Below are 20182 nucleotides of genomic sequence, written 5' to 3' on the forward strand. Positions count from 1 at the left end.
ATCAACCCTCCTTTGCAGGCGTTGGTGCGGATTGACCGCTGTCTTTCAAGGCTTTGGTCACTTCCGGCGGCATGTACTTCTCGTCGTGCTTGGCCAGCACTTCATCGGCTACCACTACGCCATCGGCGTTGATCTTGCCCAGCGCCACAATACCCTGCCCTTCGCGGAACAGATCCGGGAGGATGCCGCGATAGGCGATGGTCACGGATTTGTTGAAGTCGGTGACGACGAATTTGACGTCGAGCGAATCCGGCGAGCGTTGCAACGAGCCGGCCTCAACCATGCCGCCAGCGCGGATGCGCGTGTCTTGCGGTGCTTCGCCATTGGCGATCTGGGTCGGGGTGTAGAACAGATTGATGTTCTGCTGCAGGGCGCTGAGGGCCAAACCGACGGCAGCGCCGACCCCGACCAGAATGGCCAGAATGATGATCAGACGTTTCTTGCGCAGCGGATTCACTTGCCGTTCTCCCGGCGCAGACGACGCGCCTCTTGTTGCAGATACCGCTTGCGGGCCAGGATCGGCGCCGCCACGTTGAAAGCCAGCACCGCCAGACAGATGCCATAGGCCGACCAGACATACAGGCCATGATGGCCCATGGCGAGGAAGTCGCCGAATGAAGCAAAACTCATCGAGCGGCCTCCAGGCTGCGCTGCACTTGTTCTTTCACCCAACTGGCGCGGGATTCGCGCTTGAGTACTTCGAGGCGCATGCGCAGCAACAGCACGGTGCCGAAGAAGCAGTAGAAACCCAGCACGGTCAGCAACAGCGGCAGCCACATCTCGGCGGGCATCGCCGGTTTTTCCGTGAGGGTGAAGGTCGCGCCCTGGTGCAGGGTGTTCCACCACTCCACCGAATATTTGATGATCGGGATGTTGATCACACCGACGATGGCCAGCACCGCGCAGGCCTTGGCGGCGCTGTCACGGTTGCTGATGGCATTGCCCAGGGCGATCACGCCGAAATACAGGAACAGCAGAATCAGCATCGAGGTCAGGCGCGCGTCCCAGACCCACCACGAACCCCAGGTCGGCTTGCCCCAGATCGCCCCGGTGACCAGCGCCACGGCGGTCATCCACGCGCCGATCGGTGCGGCGCATTGCAGGGCGACGTCGGCCAGTTTCATTTTCCACACCAGCCCCACCACACCGCAAACCGCCAGCATCACGTAGATCGACTGAGCGAGCATCGCGGCGGGTACGTGGATGTAGATGATGCGAAAGCTGTTGCCTTGCTGATAATCCGGCGGCGCGAAGGCCAGGCCCCAAACGACGCCGACGCCAATCAGCAGCAACGCTGCGATGCTCAACCACGGCAGGAACTTGCTGCTGATGCCGTAGAACCACTTGGGCGAGCCGAGCTTGTGAAACCAGGTCCAGTTCATACTGTTTCCATCACGGATGCTCTTCGCTATGAAGAGCCAGGGTCTTTACTGATCAAAAAATGATCAGACCTCATTATTCGCCGACGCTGATCTTCAGGCCAGCGGCTATTGCAAAGGGTGTCAGGGTGATCGCCAGAGCGGTCAGGCTACCAAGCCACAGCAGATACCCGGTCGCCGGCATGCCTTGGAGGGCGGCCTGCAAGGCGCCACTGCCGAGGATCAACACCGGGATGTACAACGGCAGAATCAGCAGCGCCAGCAACAGGCCGCCACGTTTCAAACCGACCGTCAATGCCGCGCCCACCGCGCCGAGCAAGCTCAGCACTGGTGTGCCCAACAACAACGAAAGCAGCAAAACCGGCAGGCAGGCGACGGGCAAACCGAGCATCAACGCCAGCAAGGGTGAGAGCAAAACCAGAGCCAGACCGGAGAAAAGCCAGTGTGCCAGCACCTTGGCCAAGACCAGAAGTGGCAGCGGGTGCGACGAAAGGACCCACTGTTCCAGGGAGCCGTCTTCGAAATCACTGCGGAACAGCCCGTCCAGCGAGAGCAGGACCGACAAAAGCGCCGCCACCCAGACTAACCCGGGGGACAGGTTTTGCAACACTTGAGTTTCCGGGCCGACGGCCAGCGGGAACAAAGCAATGACGATAGCGAAAAAAATCAGCGGATTGGCCAGTTCCGCCGGGCGGCGAAACAGCAGTCGGGATTCACGGGCAACCAGCAGGCCGAACACACTCATACTGCCCAGTTCCCCAGATCGATGTCGCGATAACCGGCCGGCATCCGGCTCAGTGTGTGGTGCGTGGTCAAGACCACCAGACCGCCGCGCTCACAGTGTCCGGCCAGATGTTCTTCGAGTTGCGCCACGCCCTGCTTGTCGAGGGCGGTAAACGGCTCATCGAGAATCCACAGCGGCGGGCTGTCCAGATACAGGCGCGCCAGCGCCACGCGGCGTTGCTGACCGGCAGAAAGACTGTGGCAGGGAACATCTTCGAAACCGCGCAATCCTACTGCTGCCAAGGCTTGCCAGATGGCGTCGCGTTCGGCGGGATGATGCAGGGCGCAGAGCCAGGAGAGGTTCTCTTCCGGGGTCAGTAGATCCTTGATCCCGGCAGCGTGGCCGATCCACAGCAGGTTGCGTGCAAGTTCGCTGCGCTGTTCGGTCAGCGGCCGGCCATTGAGCAGGACCTGACCGTCGGTCGGCTGCATCAACCCGGCCAGCAAACGCAATAAACTGGTTTTACCGCTGCCGTTGGGCCCGCTGATCTGCACCATATCGCCACTGGCGAGTCTCAATTCGAGATTTTCGAAGAGCAGCCGCAGATCACGCTCACACGCGAGGGCAACGGTTTGCAGGACAGGACTGGTCAAGGGATCACGGGCCTTATACGGTTCAAGTCGGCTCTGGCGCGGCCGTTAAAGAGGTGCAGCATAAATGCATTGACGGCTCGATCCAGAGAGCTGGGTCAAACAATTGCTATGTTTTTTATTCGAAGCGCAAGACGGGCGGCATTATACATGGCGTGCCTTACTCTCAAGAGTGCATTTTCCTCAGGTTGTGTCCGCGTATGACAGGCGAAATGAACATCCTCCCGCTCCCGCCCACCACCCCGGCGACGGTTCGCCCGCAGGTGGGTGAACTGCTCAAGCTGCTGACACCGGTCGAGGGCTTGATCGGCGCCGGGCAAAGCGCCAAGGCTGAGGTGTTGTCGCTCAAACAGGCGGATCAGACCTTTCAGTTATTGCTCAAGGTGACTGTCGACGGCGGCCGTCAGACCACCGTGCAAGCGACCAGCAACCTGCCGTTGCCGCAAGGCACCAGTCTGGCGATCACTCAGCCCTCGGCGGGCAACCTGGCGATTACCGTGCAGCAAGCGATTGCCAGCAGCGTCGCCGCCCTCACCCGCATTGACACCGCGCAATTGCCAGTCGGCACGCTGCTGCAAGGCAAAGTGCTGACCTCGCAGGCGCTGCCACAGACGCCGGGGCAAGCAGCAGTGTTTCGCTCATTGGTCAGTCTGCTCAACACCGCACAGAGCGGCAGCACGCTGACCATCGACAGCCCGCAGCCGCTGCGCATTGGCACCCTGCTGTCGGCATTGGTCGAAGATACACAAACCCTGAAATTCCTGCCCATGAGCAGCCGCCAGGAACAACTGGCCGTCAGTCAGCAACTGCTCGGCCAGCAAAGTCGTCAGGCATCCCTGACAGGGTTGCTGAATGCTTTGCAGAATCTGCCGAGCGATACCGATCAGACATCGCAGGATTTACGCGCGGTGGTCGACAAACTCCTTGCCAGCCTCCCGGACGTGCAACAACTGAGCACCGCCAAAGGCGTCGCACTGGCGCTGGCCAACAGCGGCGCGTTCCTCGAAGCCAAACTGCTGACCGGACAAACCCCGACGCTGGCCCCGGACATGAAAGCCGATCTGCTCAAGCTGATCGCGCAACTGACCCCGGGCCTGCCGAGCAGCACCAGTTTCAACGCGATCATCGCCGCCAACACCCTGGCGCAAGCGCTGCCGAGTTTCGTCCGCAACGCCCTCGGCATGCTCGGTCAGGTCAGCGCCAAACCGGTACCGAGCAGCTTCCCGCTGCCCGAGCGTTTGCTGCAAAGCCTGGACGGCGAAGGTGATCTGGAACAGTTACTACGCCTCGCCGCCGCAGCGGTTTCGCGCCTGCAAAGCCACCAACTGTCGAGCCTGGAACAGACCGGCGTTACCGACGACGGGCGTCTGCTCAGCACCTGGCAGCTGGAGATCCCCATGCGCAACCTGCAGGACATCGTGCCGTTGCAGGTCAAGTTCCAGCGTGAAGAAGCGCCGGAGCGCGAACCGCAACCGAACGAGCGTCGCGATGAGCGCGAGCCGAAACAGCAACTGTGGCGTGTAGACCTCGCATTCGACATGGAGCCGCTCGGGCCGATGCAGATTCAGGCGCAGTTGATTGCCGGCAGCCTGTCGAGCCAACTGTGGGCCGAACGGCCGTACACCGCTGACCTGATCGAAAACAACCTGTTCGCCCTGCGCCAGCGCCTGCTTGATCGCGGGTTGAACGTCGGCGACATCGACTGCCATCTCGGCACCCCGCCGCAAGGCAACCAAACCCGTCTCGAACATCGCTGGGTCGACGAAACCGCATGAACGATTCCACTGCCCCACGCCAGGCCATCGCCCTCAAATATGACGGCAACCACGCGCCGACGCTCACTGCCAAGGGTGACGAAGAACTGGCCGAAGAAATTTTGCGCATTGCTCGCGATTGCGAAGTGCCGATCTATGAGAACGCCGAGTTGGTGCGCTTGTTGGCGCGGATGGAACTGGGCGACAGCATTCCCGAGGAGCTGTACCGGACGATCGCCGAGATCATCGCGTTTGCGTGGAATCTGAAGGGCAAATTCCCTGAGGGGCAGGACCCGAATGCGCCGATGGTCGAGAAGGACGTCACCGAGCGTGGGGATGACTATTGATCGTTCCCACGCTCTGCGTGGGAATGCCGCCCGTGACGCTCTGCGTCACATTTCACAGGCGGAACGCGGAGCGTCCCAAGATGCATTCCCACGCAGAGCGTGGGAACGATCCCTGTACGACCATCAGTTCTTGTGAAGCTTGCGCATCAACTCCGCCTCAGCCTGGGTCAACCCACACGACTGAGTCAGCTCATCAACGCTCGCACCCATGCCCACCAGTTTCGCCGCCTGGGCGAATGACAGGCTCGATGGATCGCGCTGTTCCAGCTGAACGATTTTGTCCGGCAACGGACTGACTACCGCGCGCAGTTCGTGCAGGGCTTCGCCCATGCGCACGTTGCCGTTCTGGTAATCGTCGACACGCTTGGCCAGGTCCTTGATGCGCTGATCACGCAGCGCATCGCCCTGAGCCTGTTGCGCAGCGATTACCCGCTGCGCCTTGATGTACGACACAAACATTGCCAGTGTGCCTGCCCAGAATAGGAACAGGACAATGACCGCAACTTCGAGAATCAATCAGATATTCTCCAGGTCCGACCATTCTTCTTCGCTCATCATCTTGTCCAGCTCGACCAGGATCAGCAACTCGTTGTTCTTGTTGCACACGCCCTGGATGAACTTGGCCGACTCTTCGTTACCGACGTTCGGCGCGGTCTCGATTTCCGACTGACGCAGGTAAACCACTTCGGCCACGCTGTCGACCATGATGCCAACGACTTGCTTGTCGGCTTCGATGATGACGATACGGGTGTTGTCACTGATCTCGCCGCTGTTCAGGCCGAAGCGCTGGCGGGTGTCGATCACGGTGACCACGTTACCGCGCAGGTTGATGATGCCCAGCACATAGCTTGGCGCGCCCGGCACCGGAGCGATCTCGGTGTAGCGCAGCACTTCCTGCACGCGCATCACGTTGATGCCGTAGGTTTCGTTATCCAGTTTGAAGGTAACCCATTGCAGGATCGGATCTTCAGAACCTTTTGCATTCGTCGCCTGACTACTCATACCCTGACCCCTCGAAAAAACCGCGCTGGGCGGTGTGTGTTCTGTGTGGCGGCATTCAACAATGCCGTCGCCTGATTGTTATGTCGGCTGCTATGTCGGTTTATGTAGCGGCTTGTGGCCGCCGAGGTGCTTTGCCCCACCGCTGGCGATCAACTCGGCCAGTGCGGAAACGTCAAGCAATGCACACATGTGCTCAATCACGGTGCCGGCGAGCCATGGCCGCTGACCCCGGTGACTTCTCCATTTGATTTCATTCGGGTCCAGACGCAACGAGCGGCTGACCTGATGCACCGCCAGCCCCCACTCGTAACCTTGTACCGAAATCACGTACTGCAAGCCCTGACGGAAGTCATCGCGATAGCGATCCGGCATGACCCAGCGCGCGGTGTCCAAGACTTTCAGGTTGCCGGCCTGGCTAGGCAGGATCCCGAGGAACCATTCCGGCTGACCGAACAACGGCGTCAGCTCATGGCCGGCCAGCGAATAGATCGAGCCGAGGCACACCAGCGGCACCGCGAGGGTCAGGCCGGCGACGTCGAACAGCAGGCATTCGAAGGCTTCAGAGGCCCAGGCCGGGCGACCATCGGTTTCCACCGGTGGCGGCGTGTTGTTCGGCGGCAGATGCACTTCGACCAGCGGCGGCACCAGCGTCTGCTCGACAGGCGCGGGCGCAACCGGAGCTGGAGCGGGCTCGACCACGGCCGGTTCCGGCGCAGTTTTCAGCAGTTGGGTTTGCAGCAGCGGCGCCAAAGTCGAAACGGACGCGCGAACCGGCTCGGCTTCTTCGATCAATGCAATCGGTGCTTTGGTCACCGCTGCGGCGGCAGGCGCGGCAACCGGCGCAGCAGGCCGGGCAGCCTTCTGCGCATCACGCGCCTGCTCTTCCAGTACCGCTGCCTGGAACTCGTCCAGCGCCTCAGTGCTTTCGACAACTTCAGGCTGCGCCTCAATGACCGGCGGCAGCTCCTCAGGAATTTCCTGCAGCAAATTATCCAGATAAGACTGCAACGCCAATTGCGGACGCGAGGTGAGCTTGACTGGGCGATTCATACGCAACCCCATGTAGGAGCTGCCGCAGGCTGCGATCTTTTGATCTTTTCAGGAACGCCACAAAGCAAGATCAAAAGATCGCAGCCTTCGGCAGCTCCTACACAAGTCAAAATCATTCAAGCCACCTGCGGAACAAGTTGTTGCGCCAACAGGTGCTTGAGCAGCGCGCGGTAGGCCAGCACGCCACGGCTCTTGCCGTCGAATTGCGAAGGCGTGACACCGGCCCGGCTGGCGTCGCGCAGACGAGTATCGACCGGGATGTAACCCTGCCAGATCTCCTCGGGGAATTTGTCCCGCAGCACGCGCAAGGTATGCATCGATGCCTGTGTACGGCGATCGAACAGGGTCGGCACGATGCTGAACGGCAGCGCCTGTTTGCGCGAGCGGTTGATCATCGCCAGGGTGTTGACCATGCGCTCCAGACCTTTGACGGCCAGGTGTTCGGTCTGCACCGGGATCACCAGCTGCTGGCTCGCCGCAAGCGCATTGACCATCAGCACGCCGAGCAACGGCGGGCTGTCGATCACCGCGTAATCGAAGTCCTGCCACAGTTGCGCCAGACTCTTGGCGATCACCAGACCCAAGCCACTCTGCCCCGGCGACTGACGCTCAAGGGTCGCCAGTGCGGTGCTCGATGGCAGCAGGGAAATTCGCTCGTCGCTGGTCGACAACAGCAACTGCCCCGGCAGGCCTTGCGGCACGCTGCCCTTGTGCAGAAACAGGTCGTAGTTGCTGTGTTCCAGGCTGTCGGGATCGTAGCCGAAATAGCTGGTCATCGAGCCGTGCGGGTCGAGATCGACCACAACCACGCGCTTGCCCGCCTCGGCCAGCAATCCGGCTAAAGCGATGGAAGATGTGGTTTTACCGACACCACCCTTTTGATTGGCGACTGCCCAGACTCTCATTCAGTTCGTTCCTCCCGGCCGATATGCTCGACCGAGACATAGCTCAGCGTGTTAATGCGGGTGACGGAGAATTGACGGCACTCTCGCGTCCCGGCGTCTTGACCGGGGTCGGTGCAGTTTGTGTGCCAGCACGCTTCAATGCGGCGTCCGGTTGCGCATTGGCGGTTCCGGTGCCCGTGAGGCTGCGACGTACATCGAGATTGCGCGAGACCACCAGAACCACCCGGCGGTTTTTCCCCCGGCCTTCAGCGGTAGCGTTGTTGGCCACCGGTTGAAACTCGCCGTAACCCACCGATGCCAATCGGCCAGGGTTCACACCCTGCATCGCCAGCATGCGCACGATGCTCGCCGAACGCGCCGAAGACAGCTCCCAGTTGGTCGGGTACTGCGCGGTGCGGATTGGCTGATCGTCAGTGAAACCTTCAACGTGGATCGGGTTATCAAACGGTTTCAGAATCGCCGCCACCTTGTCGATGATGTTGAAGGCGATGTCGCTCGGCATGGCGTCGCCACTGCCGAACAACAGGCTGGAGTTGAGTTCGATCTCGACCCACAGCTCGTTGCCACGCACAGTCATCTGGTTGGAGCTGATCAGGTCACCGAAGGCGGCGCTGATGTCATCGGCGATGCTTTTCAGCGGATCGCTGGCGCCGGCGATACCGGCGTCGATCTGCTCGGCGTCCTTGACCAGTGGCTTGGCCGGGGTCACGGTTTTCGGTCGTTCGTCGCCGATCTGGATCGGTTTGAGCGCGCGATCGGAGTCTTTGAAGACGCCGACCAGCGCTTCGGAAATCTCTTTGTACTTGCCTTCGTTGATCGACGAAATCGAGTACATGACTACGAAGAACGCGAACAGCAACGTGATGAAATCCGCGTAGGACACCAGCCAGCGCTCGTGATTGACGTGTTCTTCCTGATGCCTGCGACGAGCCATGAGGTTATTCCCTTAATCCATGAAGCCTTGCAGCTTCAACTCAATGGAGCGAGGGTTTTCACCTTCGGCGATCGACAAAATGCCTTCCAACAACATTTCGCGATAACGCGACTGCCGCAACGCGATTGACTTCAATTTGGCTGCCACCGGCAGCAGGATCAGGTTGGCACTGGCCACGCCATAGATGGTCGCGACAAAAGCCACAGCAATGCCGCTGCCCAACTGGGTCGGATCAGCAAGATTGCCCATCACGTGGATCAGGCCCATCACCGCACCGATGATGCCGATGGTCGGCGCGTAACCGCCCATGCTTTCGAAGACTTTCGCCGCTTCAATGTCGCGCGCTTCCTGGGTGTAGAAATCCACTTCAAGGATGCTGCGGATCGCTTCCGGCTCAGCGCCGTCGACCAGCAGTTGCAGGCCTTTGCGCGAGTAGTTGTCAGGTTCGGCATCCGCCACGCCTTCCAGACCGAGTAGGCCTTCCTTGCGCGCAGTGAGGCTCCAGTTGACCACGCGATCAATGCCGCCGGCCAAGTCCACACGCGGCGGGAAGAAGATCCACGCCAGAATCTGCATGGCGCGTTTGAACGCGCTCATCGGCGATTGCAGCAGTGCGGCACCGATGGTGCCGCCCAGTACGATCAATGCCGCCGGGCCGTTGGCCAGCGCACCGAGGTGACCACCCTCAAGGTAGTTACCACCGATGATGGCGACGAACGCCATGATGATCCCGATAAGGCTTAAAACATCCATCAGATACACGCCTCGACAATGTGCTTGCCGATGTCGTCGAGGCTGTACACCGCGTCGGCGAGGTCAGCTTTGACGATAGCCATCGGCATGCCGTAGATCACGCAACTGGCCTCATCCTGCGCCCAGATCGAGCTGCCACCCTGCTTGAGCAGGCGCGCGCCTTCACGGCCATCGGCGCCCATGCCGGTCAACACCACCGCCAGAACTTTGTCGCCGTAGGACTTGGCTGCGGAACCGAAGGTGATGTCCACGCACGGCTTGTAATTCAAACGCTCGTCACCCGGCAGAATCTTCACCGCGCCACGGCCGTCGATCATCATTTGCTTGCCACCCGGTGCCAACAGCGCCAGGCCCGGACGCAGGATGTCGCCATCCTCGGCTTCCTTGACGCTGATGCGGCAGAGCTTGTCGAGACGTTCGGCAAAAGCCTTGGTGAACGCCGCCGGCATGTGCTGGATCAGCACGATCGGCGCGGGGAAGTTCGCTGGCAACTGCGTCAACACGCGTTGCAGCGCAACCGGGCCGCCCGTCGACGTACCAATGGCAACCAGTTTGTAGGCTTTGCGTTTCGGCGCGGGCGACGAAGCGCTGGCGGCCGGGGCGCGAGTCGGTGCCGGCGCTGGAGCCGGACGTGCCGGCGCGCTGGTGCTGTGACTGCTGCCGTGGCTGCCGAAACTCGACGGCGCCGGAGCAGGCGTCGGTGCTGGTGCAGCCGCTGGAGCCGGCGCGCTATAAGCACTGAAACGACGATTACTGCGCGAGATGCTATGGACCTTCTCGCACAGCAGTTGCTTGACCTTCTCGGGATTGCGCGAGATGTCTTCGAAATTCTTTGGCAGGAAATCCACCGCGCCGGCGTCCAGCGCATCGAGGGTGACCCGGGCGCCTTCGTGCGTCAGCGAGGAGAACATCAACACCGGGGTCGGGCAGCGCTGCATGATGTGCCGCACCGCCGTGATGCCGTCCATCATCGGCATCTCGTAGTCCATGGTGATCACGTCCGGCTTGAGCGCCAGCGCCTGATCGATCGCCTCTTTACCGTTGGTTGCGGTGCCGACCACCTGAATGCTCGGATCCGCAGAAAGAATTTCCGAGACGCGGCGGCGGAAAAAACCCGAATCGTCCACCACCAGGACTTTGACTGCCATAAACACTCCATTAGGTGCAGCGGGACGTCATCGCCCCGCCGCCCCGGATTCAAATACGCCGTGCGGCGTAACGCTTGAGCATGCTTGGAACATCGAGAATCAGCGCGATGCGGCCGTCACCGGTAATGGTGGCGCCGGACATGCCCGGAGTGCCCTGCAGCATTTTGCCCAATGGCTTGATGACCACTTCTTCCTGGCCGACCAGTTGATCGACGACGAAGCCGATCCGCTGCGTGCCCACCGAAAGGATCACCACGTGGCCTTCACGCTGCTCTTCGTGAGCGGCGGAGCTGACCAGCCAGCGCTTGAGGTAGAACAATGGCAGCGCCTTGTCCCGCACGATCACCACTTCCTGACCGTCGACGACGTTGGTGGTCGACAGGTCGAGGTGGAAGATTTCGTTGACGTTGACCAACGGGAACGCAAACGCCTGATTGCCGAGCATGACCATCAGGGTTGGCATGATCGCGAGGGTCAGCGGCACCTTGATGACGATCTTCGAGCCCTGGCCCTTGGTCGAGTAGATGTTGATCGAACCGTTGAGCTGGGAAATCTTGGTCTTCACCACGTCCATGCCGACACCACGGCCAGACACATCGGAGATCTCGGTCTTGGTCGAGAAACCCGGGGCGAAAATCAGGTTGTAGCACTCGGTATCGCTCAAGCGATCGGCCGCGTCCTTGTCCATCACACCGCGTTTTACCGCGATGGCGCGCAGGACGTTCGGATCCATGCCTTTGCCGTCATCGGAAATCGACAGCAGGATGTGGTCGCCCTCTTGCTCGGCCGCCAGCACCACGCGACCGCCACGGGCCTTGCCCGACGCTTCGCGTTCTTCCGGCGACTCGATGCCGTGGTCGACAGCGTTGCGCACCAAGTGGACCAGCGGGTCGGCCAGGGCCTCGACAAGGTTTTTGTCGAGGTCGGTTTCTTCACCCACCAGTTCCAGGTTGATCTCTTTCTTCAGCTGACGCGCCAGATCTCGAACCAGACGCGGGAAGCGCCCGAAGACCTTCTTGATCGGCTGCATCCGCGTCTTCATGACGGCGGTCTGCAAGTCAGCCGTGACCACGTCGAGGTTCGACACGGCCTTTTGCATGGCTTCATCGCCGCTGTTCAGGCCCAGGCGCACCAGACGGTTACGCACCAGTACCAGTTCGCCGACCATGTTCATGATTTCGTCGAGACGTGCCGTGTCGACGCGCACGGTGGTTTCGGCTTCGCTCGCCGGTTTTTCCGCTGGCGGTGTCGCCGGCGCACGGGCCGGAGCCGGTGCAGCAGCGGCAGCCGGTTTTGGCGCTTCGGCTTTCGGTTCAGGCTTGGCAACAGGCTTGGGCGCTGGCGCTGCGGCCGGCGCCTTGGCAGCAGGCGTGGCGACGGTCGAAGCACTGCCAGCAGCGGCGGTGCCGACTTCGGTGAACTTGCCTTTGCCGTGCAATTCGTCGAGCAGCGATTCGAACTCGTGATCGCTGATCAGATCGCTGCCGGCCGCCGCAGCAGCCGGTGCGGCTGGCGCAGGTGCCGAGGCAATCGCCGACTCCAGCGCATCCACGGCAAAGTTGCCCTTGCCGTGCAACTGATCGAGCAAGGCTTCGAATTCGTCGTCGGTGATGTCGGAGCTGTCGCCCTTGGCCGGCGCCGCAGGGGCTGCTGCAACTGGCGCAACTGCGTCCACGGCGAACTGGCCCTTGCCGTGCAACTGATCGAGCAACGACTCGAACTCGGCATCGGTGATTTCATCGCTCGCGGCTTCATTGGCCGTTTGCGCAGGTGCAGCAGCGGCCGGGGCTTCGGCTTCGGCCTTGACGGCGTTCAGCGAATCCAGCAGCTGTTCGAATTCGTTATCGGTGATGTCGCCCGACGCGTCGCCTTCGACGACCAGTTCTTCGATCATCTCGGCCACCGGCGAAGCCGGAGCAGCGTCTGCCGATTGCGGTTCGGCCAGGCGCGCCAGGGCGGCCAGCAGTTCCGGGGTGGCAGCAGTGATCGGCGCACGCTCGCGGACTTCGCTGAACATGCTGTTCACCGCGTCCAGTGCTTCGAGGACAACGTCCATCAGTTCTGCATCAACGCGACGCTCACCCTTACGCAGGATGTCGAACACGTTTTCGGCGATGTGACAGCACTCCACCAGCTCATTGAGCTGAAGGAAGCCGGCGCCCCCTTTTACAGTGTGGAAACCGCGAAAAATTGCGTTGAGCAGATCTGCGTCATCCGGACGGCTTTCCAGCTCGACCAGTTGTTCGGACAGTTGCTCAAGAATCTCGCCGGCCTCAACCAGGAAATCCTGAAGGATCTCTTCATCGGCGCCGAAGCTCATTAATGGGGTGCTCCTACAGGTCTAAAAACCCAAAAAACCCAAATTCCAAAACTCTAGAATCCAAGGCTGGATAACAAATCGTCCACATCGTCCTGACCGGACACAACGTCTTCTCGTTTATCGGCATGAATCTGCGGACCTTCACCCTGCGAGAGATGTTTTTGTGGATCTTTTTCTGCAAGCATCGCGGCACGGTCATGTTCAATGCCCGCAAAGCGGTCAACCTGACTGGCCATGAGGACAAGTTTGAGCAAATTGCTTTCGACTTCGGTGACCAATTGGGTCACACGCTTGATCACCTGACCGGTCAGGTCCTGGTAATCCTGGGCCAGCAGGATGTCGTTGAGATTGCTCGACACCGCACGGTTGTCCGTGCTGCTGCGTGACAGAAAACCGTCGACCCGGCGCGCCAGTTCGCGGAACTCTTCAGCTCCGACTTCACGACGCATGAAGCGACCCCAATCGGCACTCAAGGTCTGGGCTTCATCAGCCAGACTGTTGACCACCGGCGTGGCGCTTTCCACCAGATCCATGGTGCGGTTGGCCGCGGCTTCTGTCAGCTTGACCACATAGCCCAGGCGTTCGGTGGCGTCGGTGATTTGCGACACTTCCTCGGCCTGCGGCATGTTCGGATCGATCTGGAAGTTGACGATCGCACTGTGCAGTTCACGTGTGAGCTTGCCCACTTCCTGGTACAGGCCACGGTCACGGGTCTGATTGAGCTCATGGATCAGTTGCACAGCGTCGCCGAACCTGCCTTTTTCAAGGCTCTCGACCAGTTCGACCGCGTGTTTTTTCAGGGTCGACTCGAAATCGCCCTGTGAAGATTCGTTATGCTCCATAGCTCCCCCGCGCGTTCATCAGCCGATGCGTTCGAAAATCTTCTCGATTTTGTCTTTCAACGCCTGAGCCGTGAAAGGTTTGACTACGTAGCCGTTCACACCGGCCTGAGCGGCTTCGATGATCTGCTCGCGCTTGGCTTCAGCCGTCACCATCAGTACCGGCAGGTGCTTGAGCTTTTCATCGGCACGCACGTGACGCAGCAGGTCGATACCGGTCATGCCCGGCATGTTCCAGTCCGTTACCAGAAAGTCGATGCTTCCGCTGTTGAGCACCGGGATGGCGGTAGTGCCATCGTCGGCCTCGACGGTGTTGGTGAACCCAAGATCACGCAGCAGGTTCTTGATGATCCGCCGCATCGTTGAGAAGTCATCAACGATGAGGATTTTCATGTCTTTGTTCAATTCGACCTCCAAGCAGTCTTAAACGCGCCCAGCACCTGGACGCGCCACTTCAATCAATCGGCGCAGCACTCAAAGACTGTCTGGAGCACAACAGAGCAAGACCGGTGCCGTTCATCACCGCACCAGCCTCGTTCGCAGTGTCCCCACACTGCCTTCAGCGCGCTCGCCACTCCCCCAAACGCCCCCGCAAACGGGCCGCGCACTGGCTGTGTAACTGGCTGACCCGCGATTCACTGACGCCAAGGACTTCACCGATTTCCTTGAGGTTCAGCTCTTCGTCGTAGTACAGCGCCAACACCAGTCGCTCACGCTCCGGCAAATTGGCAATCGCGTCCGCCAGCGCTGCCTGGAAGCGTTCATCCTCCAGATCGCGCGACGGCTCAAGATGAGCACTGGCGCCATCCTCGTGCAGCCCTTCGTGTTCGCCGTCCTGCAACAGGTCGTCGAAACTGAACAGGCGGCTGCCCAAGGTGTCATTCAAAATCCCGTAGTAATCGTCGAGACTCAATTGGAGTTCGGCTGCAACCTCGTGATCTTTAGCGTCACGGCCGGTTTTAGCTTCAATTGAGCGAATTGCGTCACTGACCATACGGGTATTGCGGTGAACCGAGCGTGGAGCCCAGTCCCCTTTGCGCACTTCGTCGAGCATCGCGCCGCGGATTCGAATGCCCGCATACGTTTCGAAACTGGCGCCTTTGCTGGCGTCATACTTGGTCGAGACTTCGAGCAGGCCGATCATCCCGGCCTGGATCAGGTCTTCGACCTGCACACTCGCCGGCAACCGCGCCAGCAAGTGATAGGCAATGCGTTTGACCAGTGGCGCGTAACGCTCGATCAGCTCGTACTGAGCGTCGCGTGCCGACTTCTTGTAGTAATTCATACCGCTAGCGGTCATAACACGGGCCCTGCCGTTTGCTGCACGAGACGCTCGACGAAAAATTCAAGGTGGCCGCGCGGGTTGGCGGGCAGCGGCCAGGTGTCGACCTTCTGTGCAATGGCCTTGAACGCCAGCGCGCACTTGGAGCGCGGGAAGGCTTCGTAGACTGCACGCTGCTTCTGCACCGCTTTGCGTACGCTTTCGTCGTAAGGCACGGCGCCGACGTATTGTAGAGCGACGTCAAGGAAACGATCCGTGACCTTGGTCAACTTGGCGAACAGGTTGCGCCCTTCCTGCGGGCTCTGCGCCATGTTGGCGAGGACGCGGAAGCGGTTCATGCCGTAATCGCGGTTGAGCAATTTGATCAGCGCGTAGGCGTCAGTGATCGAGGTCGGCTCGTCGCAGACCACCAGCAACACTTCCTGCGCTGCGCGTACGAAACTGACTACCGAGTCACCAATACCCGCAGCGGTGTCGATCACCAGTACGTCGAGATTGTCGCCGATGTCGCTGAACGCCTGAATCAGACCGGCATGTTGCGCCGGGCTCAGGTGGACCATGCTCTGCGTGCCGGACGCCGCCGGGACGATGCGAATGCCGCCGGGGCCTTGCAACAGGACGTCGCGTAGCTCGCAGCGGCCTTCGATGACGTCAGCCAGCGTGCGTTTAGGGGTCAGACCCAACAAAACGTCGACGTTCGCCAGTCCCAGGTCGGCGTCCAGCAGCATGACCCGACGGCCAAGCTCTGCCAGCGCCAGGGACAAGTTCACTGACACGTTAGTCTTGCCGACGCCACCTTTGCCGCCGGTCACCGCGATCACCTGTACGGGATGCATGCTGCCCATGTTATTTCTTTACCTTGTCTTGCATAGACGGAGGCCACATTACTGGCTGCGCGTTCACAACCGGAACAATGCATGGCAGACCATCGATGTAGGTACAAAAACTGTTCATGAATACCTCAGCCTACCTGCTTGGTCGGGCTGTGATAGATATCAGCGAACATGTCAGCCATGGCTTCTTCGCTGGGTTCTTCCTGCATTTGCACGCTGACGGCGCGGCTGACCAGTTGATGACGGCGCGGCAGATGCAAATCATCCGGAATCCGTGGGCCATCGGTCAGGTACGCGACCGGCAATTCATGACTGATCGCCAGGCTCAACACTTCGCCCAGGCTTGCTGTTTCATCCAGTTTAGTCAGGATGCAGCCAGCTAGCCCACAACGCTTGTAACTGTGATAAGCGGCCGTTAGAACCTGTTTCTGGCTGGTGGTTGCCAGCACGAGATAATTTTTTGAACGGATGCCACGCCCAGCCAGACTTTCCAGCTGCATGCGCAGGGCTGGATCGCTGGCTTGCAGGCCGGCAGTATCGATCAATACCACGCGCTTGCGCAGCAGTGGATCCAGTGCCTGAACCAGCGACTGGCCCGGATCGACGTGAGTCACCGGCACATTGAGAATACGGCCCAGCGTCTTCAGTTGTTCCTGCGCGCCGATGCGGAAGCTGTCCATGCTCACCAGCGCGACATTCTGCGCGCCGTACTTGAGCACATAACGCGCAGCCAGTTTGGCCAGCGTGGTGGTCTTGCCCATGCCGGCAGGGCCGACCATCGCAATCACACCGCCCTCTTCCAGCGGCTCGACTTCCGGTACGGCAATCATCCGCGCCAGGTGCGCAAGCAACATGCGCCAGGCCTGACGCGGCTCTTCGATATCGGTGATCATCGCCAGCAGATCGCGCGACAACGGCCCGGACAGACCGATACGTTGCAGACGGCGATACAGGTTGGCTTGCGCCGGACGGCTGCCTTGCAGCTGATTCCAGGCCAGGGTGCCGAGCTGAACTTCCATCAGCTCGCGCAGGCTGTTCAATTCAAAGCGCATCGAATCCAGTGCACGCGGATCCACGCCGCCGGAGGACTGCGCAGGCGCCGGCGCCGGGCGCGCCGGAGCGGCGTAGGTCGGTTCGCTCAGCGGTTCGGCAGCGGTCAGTGGCAGGCCAGCCGTCAACGGCAGCCCGGCAAAGATCTGGCGATTGCTATTGCCGTCGGCTTCGCCACGCAGGCTCAACTCGGCCTGGGCGGTGACGATGCGCGACTGGGTCTTGCGCAGCTCGTCTTCGAGTTCCATGTTCGGAACCCGTGGCGCGAGCGCCGACAGTTTGTAATCCAGTGCCGCCGTCAGTTCGACACCGCCGGCAATGCGGCGATTGCCAATGATGGCGGCATCAGCGCCCAGCTCATCACGAACCAGCTTCATGGCCTGACGCATATCGGCGGCAAAGAAACGCTTAACTTGCATAAACCACTACCTCAGCCGTTGGGCCCTACTGTCGCAACGATGGTCACTTGCTTGTTGTCCGGTATTTCCTGGTAGGCCAGCACATGCAATCCAGGGACTGCGAGGCGGCCGAAGCGCGAAAGCATCGCGCGCACCGGACCTGCTACCAACAGGATAACCGGCTGACCTTGCATTTCCTGACGCTGCGCCGCTTCGATGAGCGAACGCTGCAGCTTCTCGGCCATGCTTGGCTCCAGCAGAACGCCCTCTTCCGAGCCTTGTCCTGCCTTCTGCAGACTATTGAGCAATATTTGTTCCAACCTTGGCTCCAAGGTGATCACAGGCAGCTCCGACTCAGTGCCTACAATGCTTTGGACGATGGCGCGGGATACGCCGACCCGCACCGCAGCCACCAACGCGGCAGTATCTTGACTCTTGGCGGCGTTGTTGGCGATGGCTTCGGCGATGCTGCGGATGTCGCGCACCGGCACGTGTTCAGCGAGCAACGCTTGCAGCACTTTGAGCAACTGCGACAACGTGACCACGCCCGGCACCAGCTCTTCTGCCAGTTTCGGCGAGCTTTTGGCCAGCAATTGCATGAGTTGCTGCACTTCCTCGTGGCCGATCAGCTCACTGGAGTGCTTGTACAGAATCTGGTTCAAGTGCGTGGCAACCACGGTGCTGGCGTCAACCACCGTGTAACCGAGGGATTGTGCCTGGGCGCGCTGGCTGATTTCGATCCACACCGCTTCCAGACCGAAAGCCGGATCTTTGGCGTTGATACCGTTGAGCGTGCCGTAGACCTGGCCCGGGTTGATCGCCAGTTCGCGATCCGGGTAGATCTCGGCTTCGGCGAGGATCACCCCCATCAGGGTCAGGCGATAGGCGCTTGGCGCCAGATCGAGGTTGTCGCGGATGTGCACGGTCGGCATCAGGAAGCCCAGATCCTGCGAGAGCTTCTTGCGCACGCCCTTGATCCGCGCCAGCAATTGCCCGCCCTGGTTGCGATCCACCAGCGGGATCAGGCGATAACCGACCTCCAGCCCGATCATGTCGATCGGCGTCACGTCATCCCAGCCCAGCTCCTTGGTTTCCATGGCACGGGCCGGCGACGGCAGCAGTTCCTGCTGACGCTTGACCTCTTCCAGCGCGACCACTTTGGCGACGTTCTGCTTCTTCCAGAACAGGTAGGCGCCGCCAGCGGCCAGTGCCGCCATGCTCAGGAAGGAGAAGTGCGGCATGCCCGGCACCAGGCCCATGACCGCCATCAGGCCGGCAGCCACCGCCAGCGCTTTTGGCGAGGCGAACATCTGGCGATTGATCTGCTTGCCCATGTCTTCCGAACCGGAAGCACGGGTCACCATGATCGCCGCTGCTGTAGATAACAACAGTGATGGCAATTGCGCCACTAAACCGTCACCGATGGTCAGCAAAGCGTAAACCTTGCCGGCATCACCGAAGCTCATGTTGTGCTGAAAGATACCGACGGCCATGCCGCCAATGAGGTTGATGAACAGAATCAGCAGGCCGGCGATGGCGTCACCACGGACGAACTTGCTGGCACCGTCCATCGAACCGTAGAACTCGGCCTCTTGGGCAACTTCCTGACGGCGCATCTTGGCCTGATTCTGATCGATCAGACCGGCGTTGAGGTCGGCGTCGATCGCCATTTGTTTGCCGGGCATTGCATCGAGGGTGAAACGCGCGCTCACCTCGGAAATCCGCCCGGCACCCTTGGTGACCACGACAAAGTTGATGATCATCAGGATCGCAAACACCACGATACCGACCACGTAGTTACCGCCGATCACCACCTCACCGAAGGCCTGGATCACCTTACCGGCAGCGGCGTGGCCGTCCTGACCGTGGAGCATCACAACGCGCGTCGACGCTACGTTCAACGCCAGCCGCAGCAAGGTCGCGACCAGCAGAATGGTCGGAAACACGGCGAAATCCAGCGGCCGCAGTGCGTACACGCAGACCAACAGGACGACGATCGACAGGGCAATGTTGAAGGTGAAGAACACGTCGAGCAGGAACGGCGGAATCGGCAACATCATCATTGCCAACATAACCAGCAGCAACAACGGCACGCCCAGATTGCCTCGACTGAGGTCGGCAACATTCGTGCGAGCAGTGTTGAATAACTGAGAGCGATCCACCGGTTTTCCCCGTTCCTTTAAAGCAAACTTTTGACGCCCAGAGCGGGCTCACGGCGGGTACTGCAAGAAGCTTTCCAACTTTTGCCGGGGAGTGAAATCGGGAGAGAAAACATGACTCATGCAGGAGTGAGCCTGCTCGCGATAGCGGTCTGTCTGGTTCGAATCCATCGACTGAAAAAGCCCCATCGCGAGCAGGCTCACTCCTACAGGGGGACCGCATTCCAAATGTGGGAGCGAGCTTGCTCGGGAAGGGGCCAGTGCAGTCAGCGCAATGCGCTTCTTAAACTCTGGCGTTTAAAAGACACCTCCAGACACGCCTTTGAGGCTACAAATCCTTGCGCCTTTGCCTACAGCCAAGCCAGAATCCGCCGGCTTGTGCGCTTTGGGGTCGGGTTCTATTGTGGGTCGGTCGCTGACGAATCAGCGATCGGGTTTAGCGACTCGAACTCAAGTCAAAGGTGCATCGGCGTTCCAGGCTTCGTTGCGGATCTGTATTTTCGCGATTTCGTCATGGTGGCTGTATGCGGGAGACCTTCGGGTCTGCCGGGTGCCTTTGACCGGTTCGCTAACCTGCGTACAGCCGCCACCCCTCCTGTTTAGCGACAGGTTGTAGCGGCTCCACCTCAAAGGAGCTTCACCATGATCAAACCAA

At 60.4% G+C, this 20182-nt stretch carries 22 protein-coding genes; 2 read left to right on the forward strand and 20 right to left on the reverse strand.

From position 1 onward, the window contains the following. Window position 1 precedes the first annotated feature (1 nt). From ccmE to ccmA, 5 genes are all read right to left on the reverse strand, one after another. A complete protein-coding gene (ccmE, locus tag CQ009_RS29135) occupies window positions 2–457 on the reverse strand; it encodes a cytochrome c maturation protein CcmE (RefSeq protein ID WP_105709433.1) in 456 nt (151 codons plus the stop codon). Then, the gene (ccmD, locus tag CQ009_RS29140; protein ID WP_064390881.1) at window positions 454–630 is read right to left on the reverse strand and encodes a heme exporter protein CcmD; all 177 of its coding nucleotides are present in this window, start codon (window positions 628–630) and stop codon (window positions 454–456) included. The genes ccmE and ccmD overlap by 4 nt, the downstream gene beginning before the upstream one ends. Then, complete coding sequence (locus CQ009_RS29145; protein ID WP_105709434.1) at window positions 627–1382, reverse strand: heme ABC transporter permease; 756 nt, start codon at window positions 1380–1382, stop codon at window positions 627–629. The genes ccmD and CQ009_RS29145 overlap by 4 nt, the downstream gene beginning before the upstream one ends. Window positions 1383–1455: 73 nt before the next feature. Further along, the gene (ccmB, locus tag CQ009_RS29150; protein WP_034151525.1) at window positions 1456–2124 is read right to left on the reverse strand and encodes a heme exporter protein CcmB; all 669 of its coding nucleotides are present in this window, start codon (window positions 2122–2124) and stop codon (window positions 1456–1458) included. Then, window positions 2121–2756: a cytochrome c biogenesis heme-transporting ATPase CcmA gene (gene ccmA, locus CQ009_RS29155; RefSeq protein ID WP_064390879.1), complete on the reverse strand. Its 636-nt coding sequence runs from the start codon at window positions 2754–2756 to the stop codon at window positions 2121–2123. Before ccmA ends, ccmB begins: the two co-directional genes overlap by 4 nt. Window positions 2757–2953: 197 nt before the next feature. On the opposite strand from ccmA, the gene CQ009_RS29160 reads away from it, so the two are divergent. Both CQ009_RS29160 and CQ009_RS29165 read left to right on the forward strand, forming a co-directional pair. Next, on the forward strand, window positions 2954–4528 hold the full coding sequence (locus CQ009_RS29160; RefSeq protein WP_105709435.1) for a flagellar hook-length control protein FliK: 1575 nt from the start codon (window positions 2954–2956) through the stop codon (window positions 4526–4528). Next, complete coding sequence (locus tag CQ009_RS29165) at window positions 4525–4854, forward strand: EscU/YscU/HrcU family type III secretion system export apparatus switch protein (RefSeq protein WP_105709436.1); 330 nt, start codon at window positions 4525–4527, stop codon at window positions 4852–4854. The genes CQ009_RS29160 and CQ009_RS29165 overlap by 4 nt, the downstream gene beginning before the upstream one ends. 123 nt (window positions 4855–4977) lie before the next feature. Here the strand turns inward: CQ009_RS29165 and CQ009_RS29170 are convergent, their stop codons facing one another. The 15 genes from CQ009_RS29170 to CQ009_RS30160 form a co-directional block, all read right to left on the reverse strand. Beyond that, window positions 4978–5370, reverse strand: a complete 393-nt coding sequence (locus CQ009_RS29170) for a DUF2802 domain-containing protein (protein ID WP_102900473.1) — start codon at window positions 5368–5370, stop codon at window positions 4978–4980. Next, window positions 5371–5856: a chemotaxis protein CheW gene (locus tag CQ009_RS29175; RefSeq protein ID WP_007919980.1), complete on the reverse strand. Its 486-nt coding sequence runs from the start codon at window positions 5854–5856 to the stop codon at window positions 5371–5373. 90 nt (window positions 5857–5946) lie between these two features. Beyond that, the gene (locus tag CQ009_RS29180) at window positions 5947–6906 is read right to left on the reverse strand and encodes a CheW domain-containing protein (protein ID WP_105709437.1); all 960 of its coding nucleotides are present in this window, start codon (window positions 6904–6906) and stop codon (window positions 5947–5949) included. 116 nt (window positions 6907–7022) lie between these two features. Further along, window positions 7023–7811 (reverse strand): ParA family protein, encoded by a 789-nt coding sequence (locus CQ009_RS29185; RefSeq protein WP_007919990.1) that lies wholly within the window; start codon window positions 7809–7811, stop codon window positions 7023–7025. Window positions 7812–7854: 43 nt separating this feature from the next. Beyond that, window positions 7855–8745, reverse strand: a complete 891-nt coding sequence (gene motD, locus CQ009_RS29190; RefSeq protein WP_064390875.1) for a flagellar motor protein MotD — start codon at window positions 8743–8745, stop codon at window positions 7855–7857. A 12-nt stretch (window positions 8746–8757) separates the two neighbouring features. Then, window positions 8758–9498, reverse strand: coding sequence for a flagellar motor protein (locus tag CQ009_RS29195; RefSeq protein ID WP_008077689.1), 741 nt, complete (start codon window positions 9496–9498; stop codon window positions 8758–8760). Continuing rightward, window positions 9498–10646, reverse strand: a complete 1149-nt coding sequence (locus tag CQ009_RS29200) for a chemotaxis response regulator protein-glutamate methylesterase (protein ID WP_105709438.1) — start codon at window positions 10644–10646, stop codon at window positions 9498–9500. Before CQ009_RS29200 ends, CQ009_RS29195 begins: the two co-directional genes overlap by 1 nt. A gap of 49 nt (window positions 10647–10695) precedes the next feature. Then, window positions 10696–12966 (reverse strand): chemotaxis protein CheA, encoded by a 2271-nt coding sequence (locus CQ009_RS29205; RefSeq protein ID WP_105709439.1) that lies wholly within the window; start codon window positions 12964–12966, stop codon window positions 10696–10698. A 53-nt stretch (window positions 12967–13019) separates the two neighbouring features. Continuing rightward, on the reverse strand, window positions 13020–13808 hold the full coding sequence (locus CQ009_RS29210) for a protein phosphatase CheZ (protein ID WP_007920000.1): 789 nt from the start codon (window positions 13806–13808) through the stop codon (window positions 13020–13022). Window positions 13809–13826: 18 nt separating this feature from the next. Next, window positions 13827–14198 (reverse strand): chemotaxis response regulator CheY, encoded by a 372-nt coding sequence (locus tag CQ009_RS29215; RefSeq protein ID WP_024012118.1) that lies wholly within the window; start codon window positions 14196–14198, stop codon window positions 13827–13829. Between the two features lie 166 nt (window positions 14199–14364). Next, complete coding sequence (fliA, locus tag CQ009_RS29220) at window positions 14365–15105, reverse strand: RNA polymerase sigma factor FliA (protein ID WP_007920004.1); 741 nt, start codon at window positions 15103–15105, stop codon at window positions 14365–14367. Next, window positions 15102–15932, reverse strand: a complete 831-nt coding sequence (fleN, locus tag CQ009_RS29225) for a flagellar synthesis regulator FleN (protein ID WP_003222917.1) — start codon at window positions 15930–15932, stop codon at window positions 15102–15104. Before fleN ends, fliA begins: the two co-directional genes overlap by 4 nt. A 116-nt stretch (window positions 15933–16048) precedes the next feature. Continuing rightward, window positions 16049–17389 (reverse strand): flagellar biosynthesis protein FlhF, encoded by a 1341-nt coding sequence (gene flhF, locus CQ009_RS29230; protein ID WP_008077677.1) that lies wholly within the window; start codon window positions 17387–17389, stop codon window positions 16049–16051. A gap of 11 nt (window positions 17390–17400) precedes the next feature. Then, window positions 17401–19530: a flagellar biosynthesis protein FlhA gene (gene flhA, locus CQ009_RS29235; RefSeq protein WP_064390872.1), complete on the reverse strand. Its 2130-nt coding sequence runs from the start codon at window positions 19528–19530 to the stop codon at window positions 17401–17403. A 447-nt stretch (window positions 19531–19977) separates the two neighbouring features. Beyond that, a partial coding sequence (locus CQ009_RS30160; RefSeq protein ID WP_218276287.1) for a hypothetical protein occupies window positions 19978–20182 on the reverse strand: 205 nt, incomplete at its 5' end.

Origin of the sequence: Pseudomonas sp. MYb2 (assembly GCF_002979955.1) — a bacterium.
Lineage (GTDB): Bacteria > Pseudomonadota > Gammaproteobacteria > Pseudomonadales > Pseudomonadaceae > Aquipseudomonas.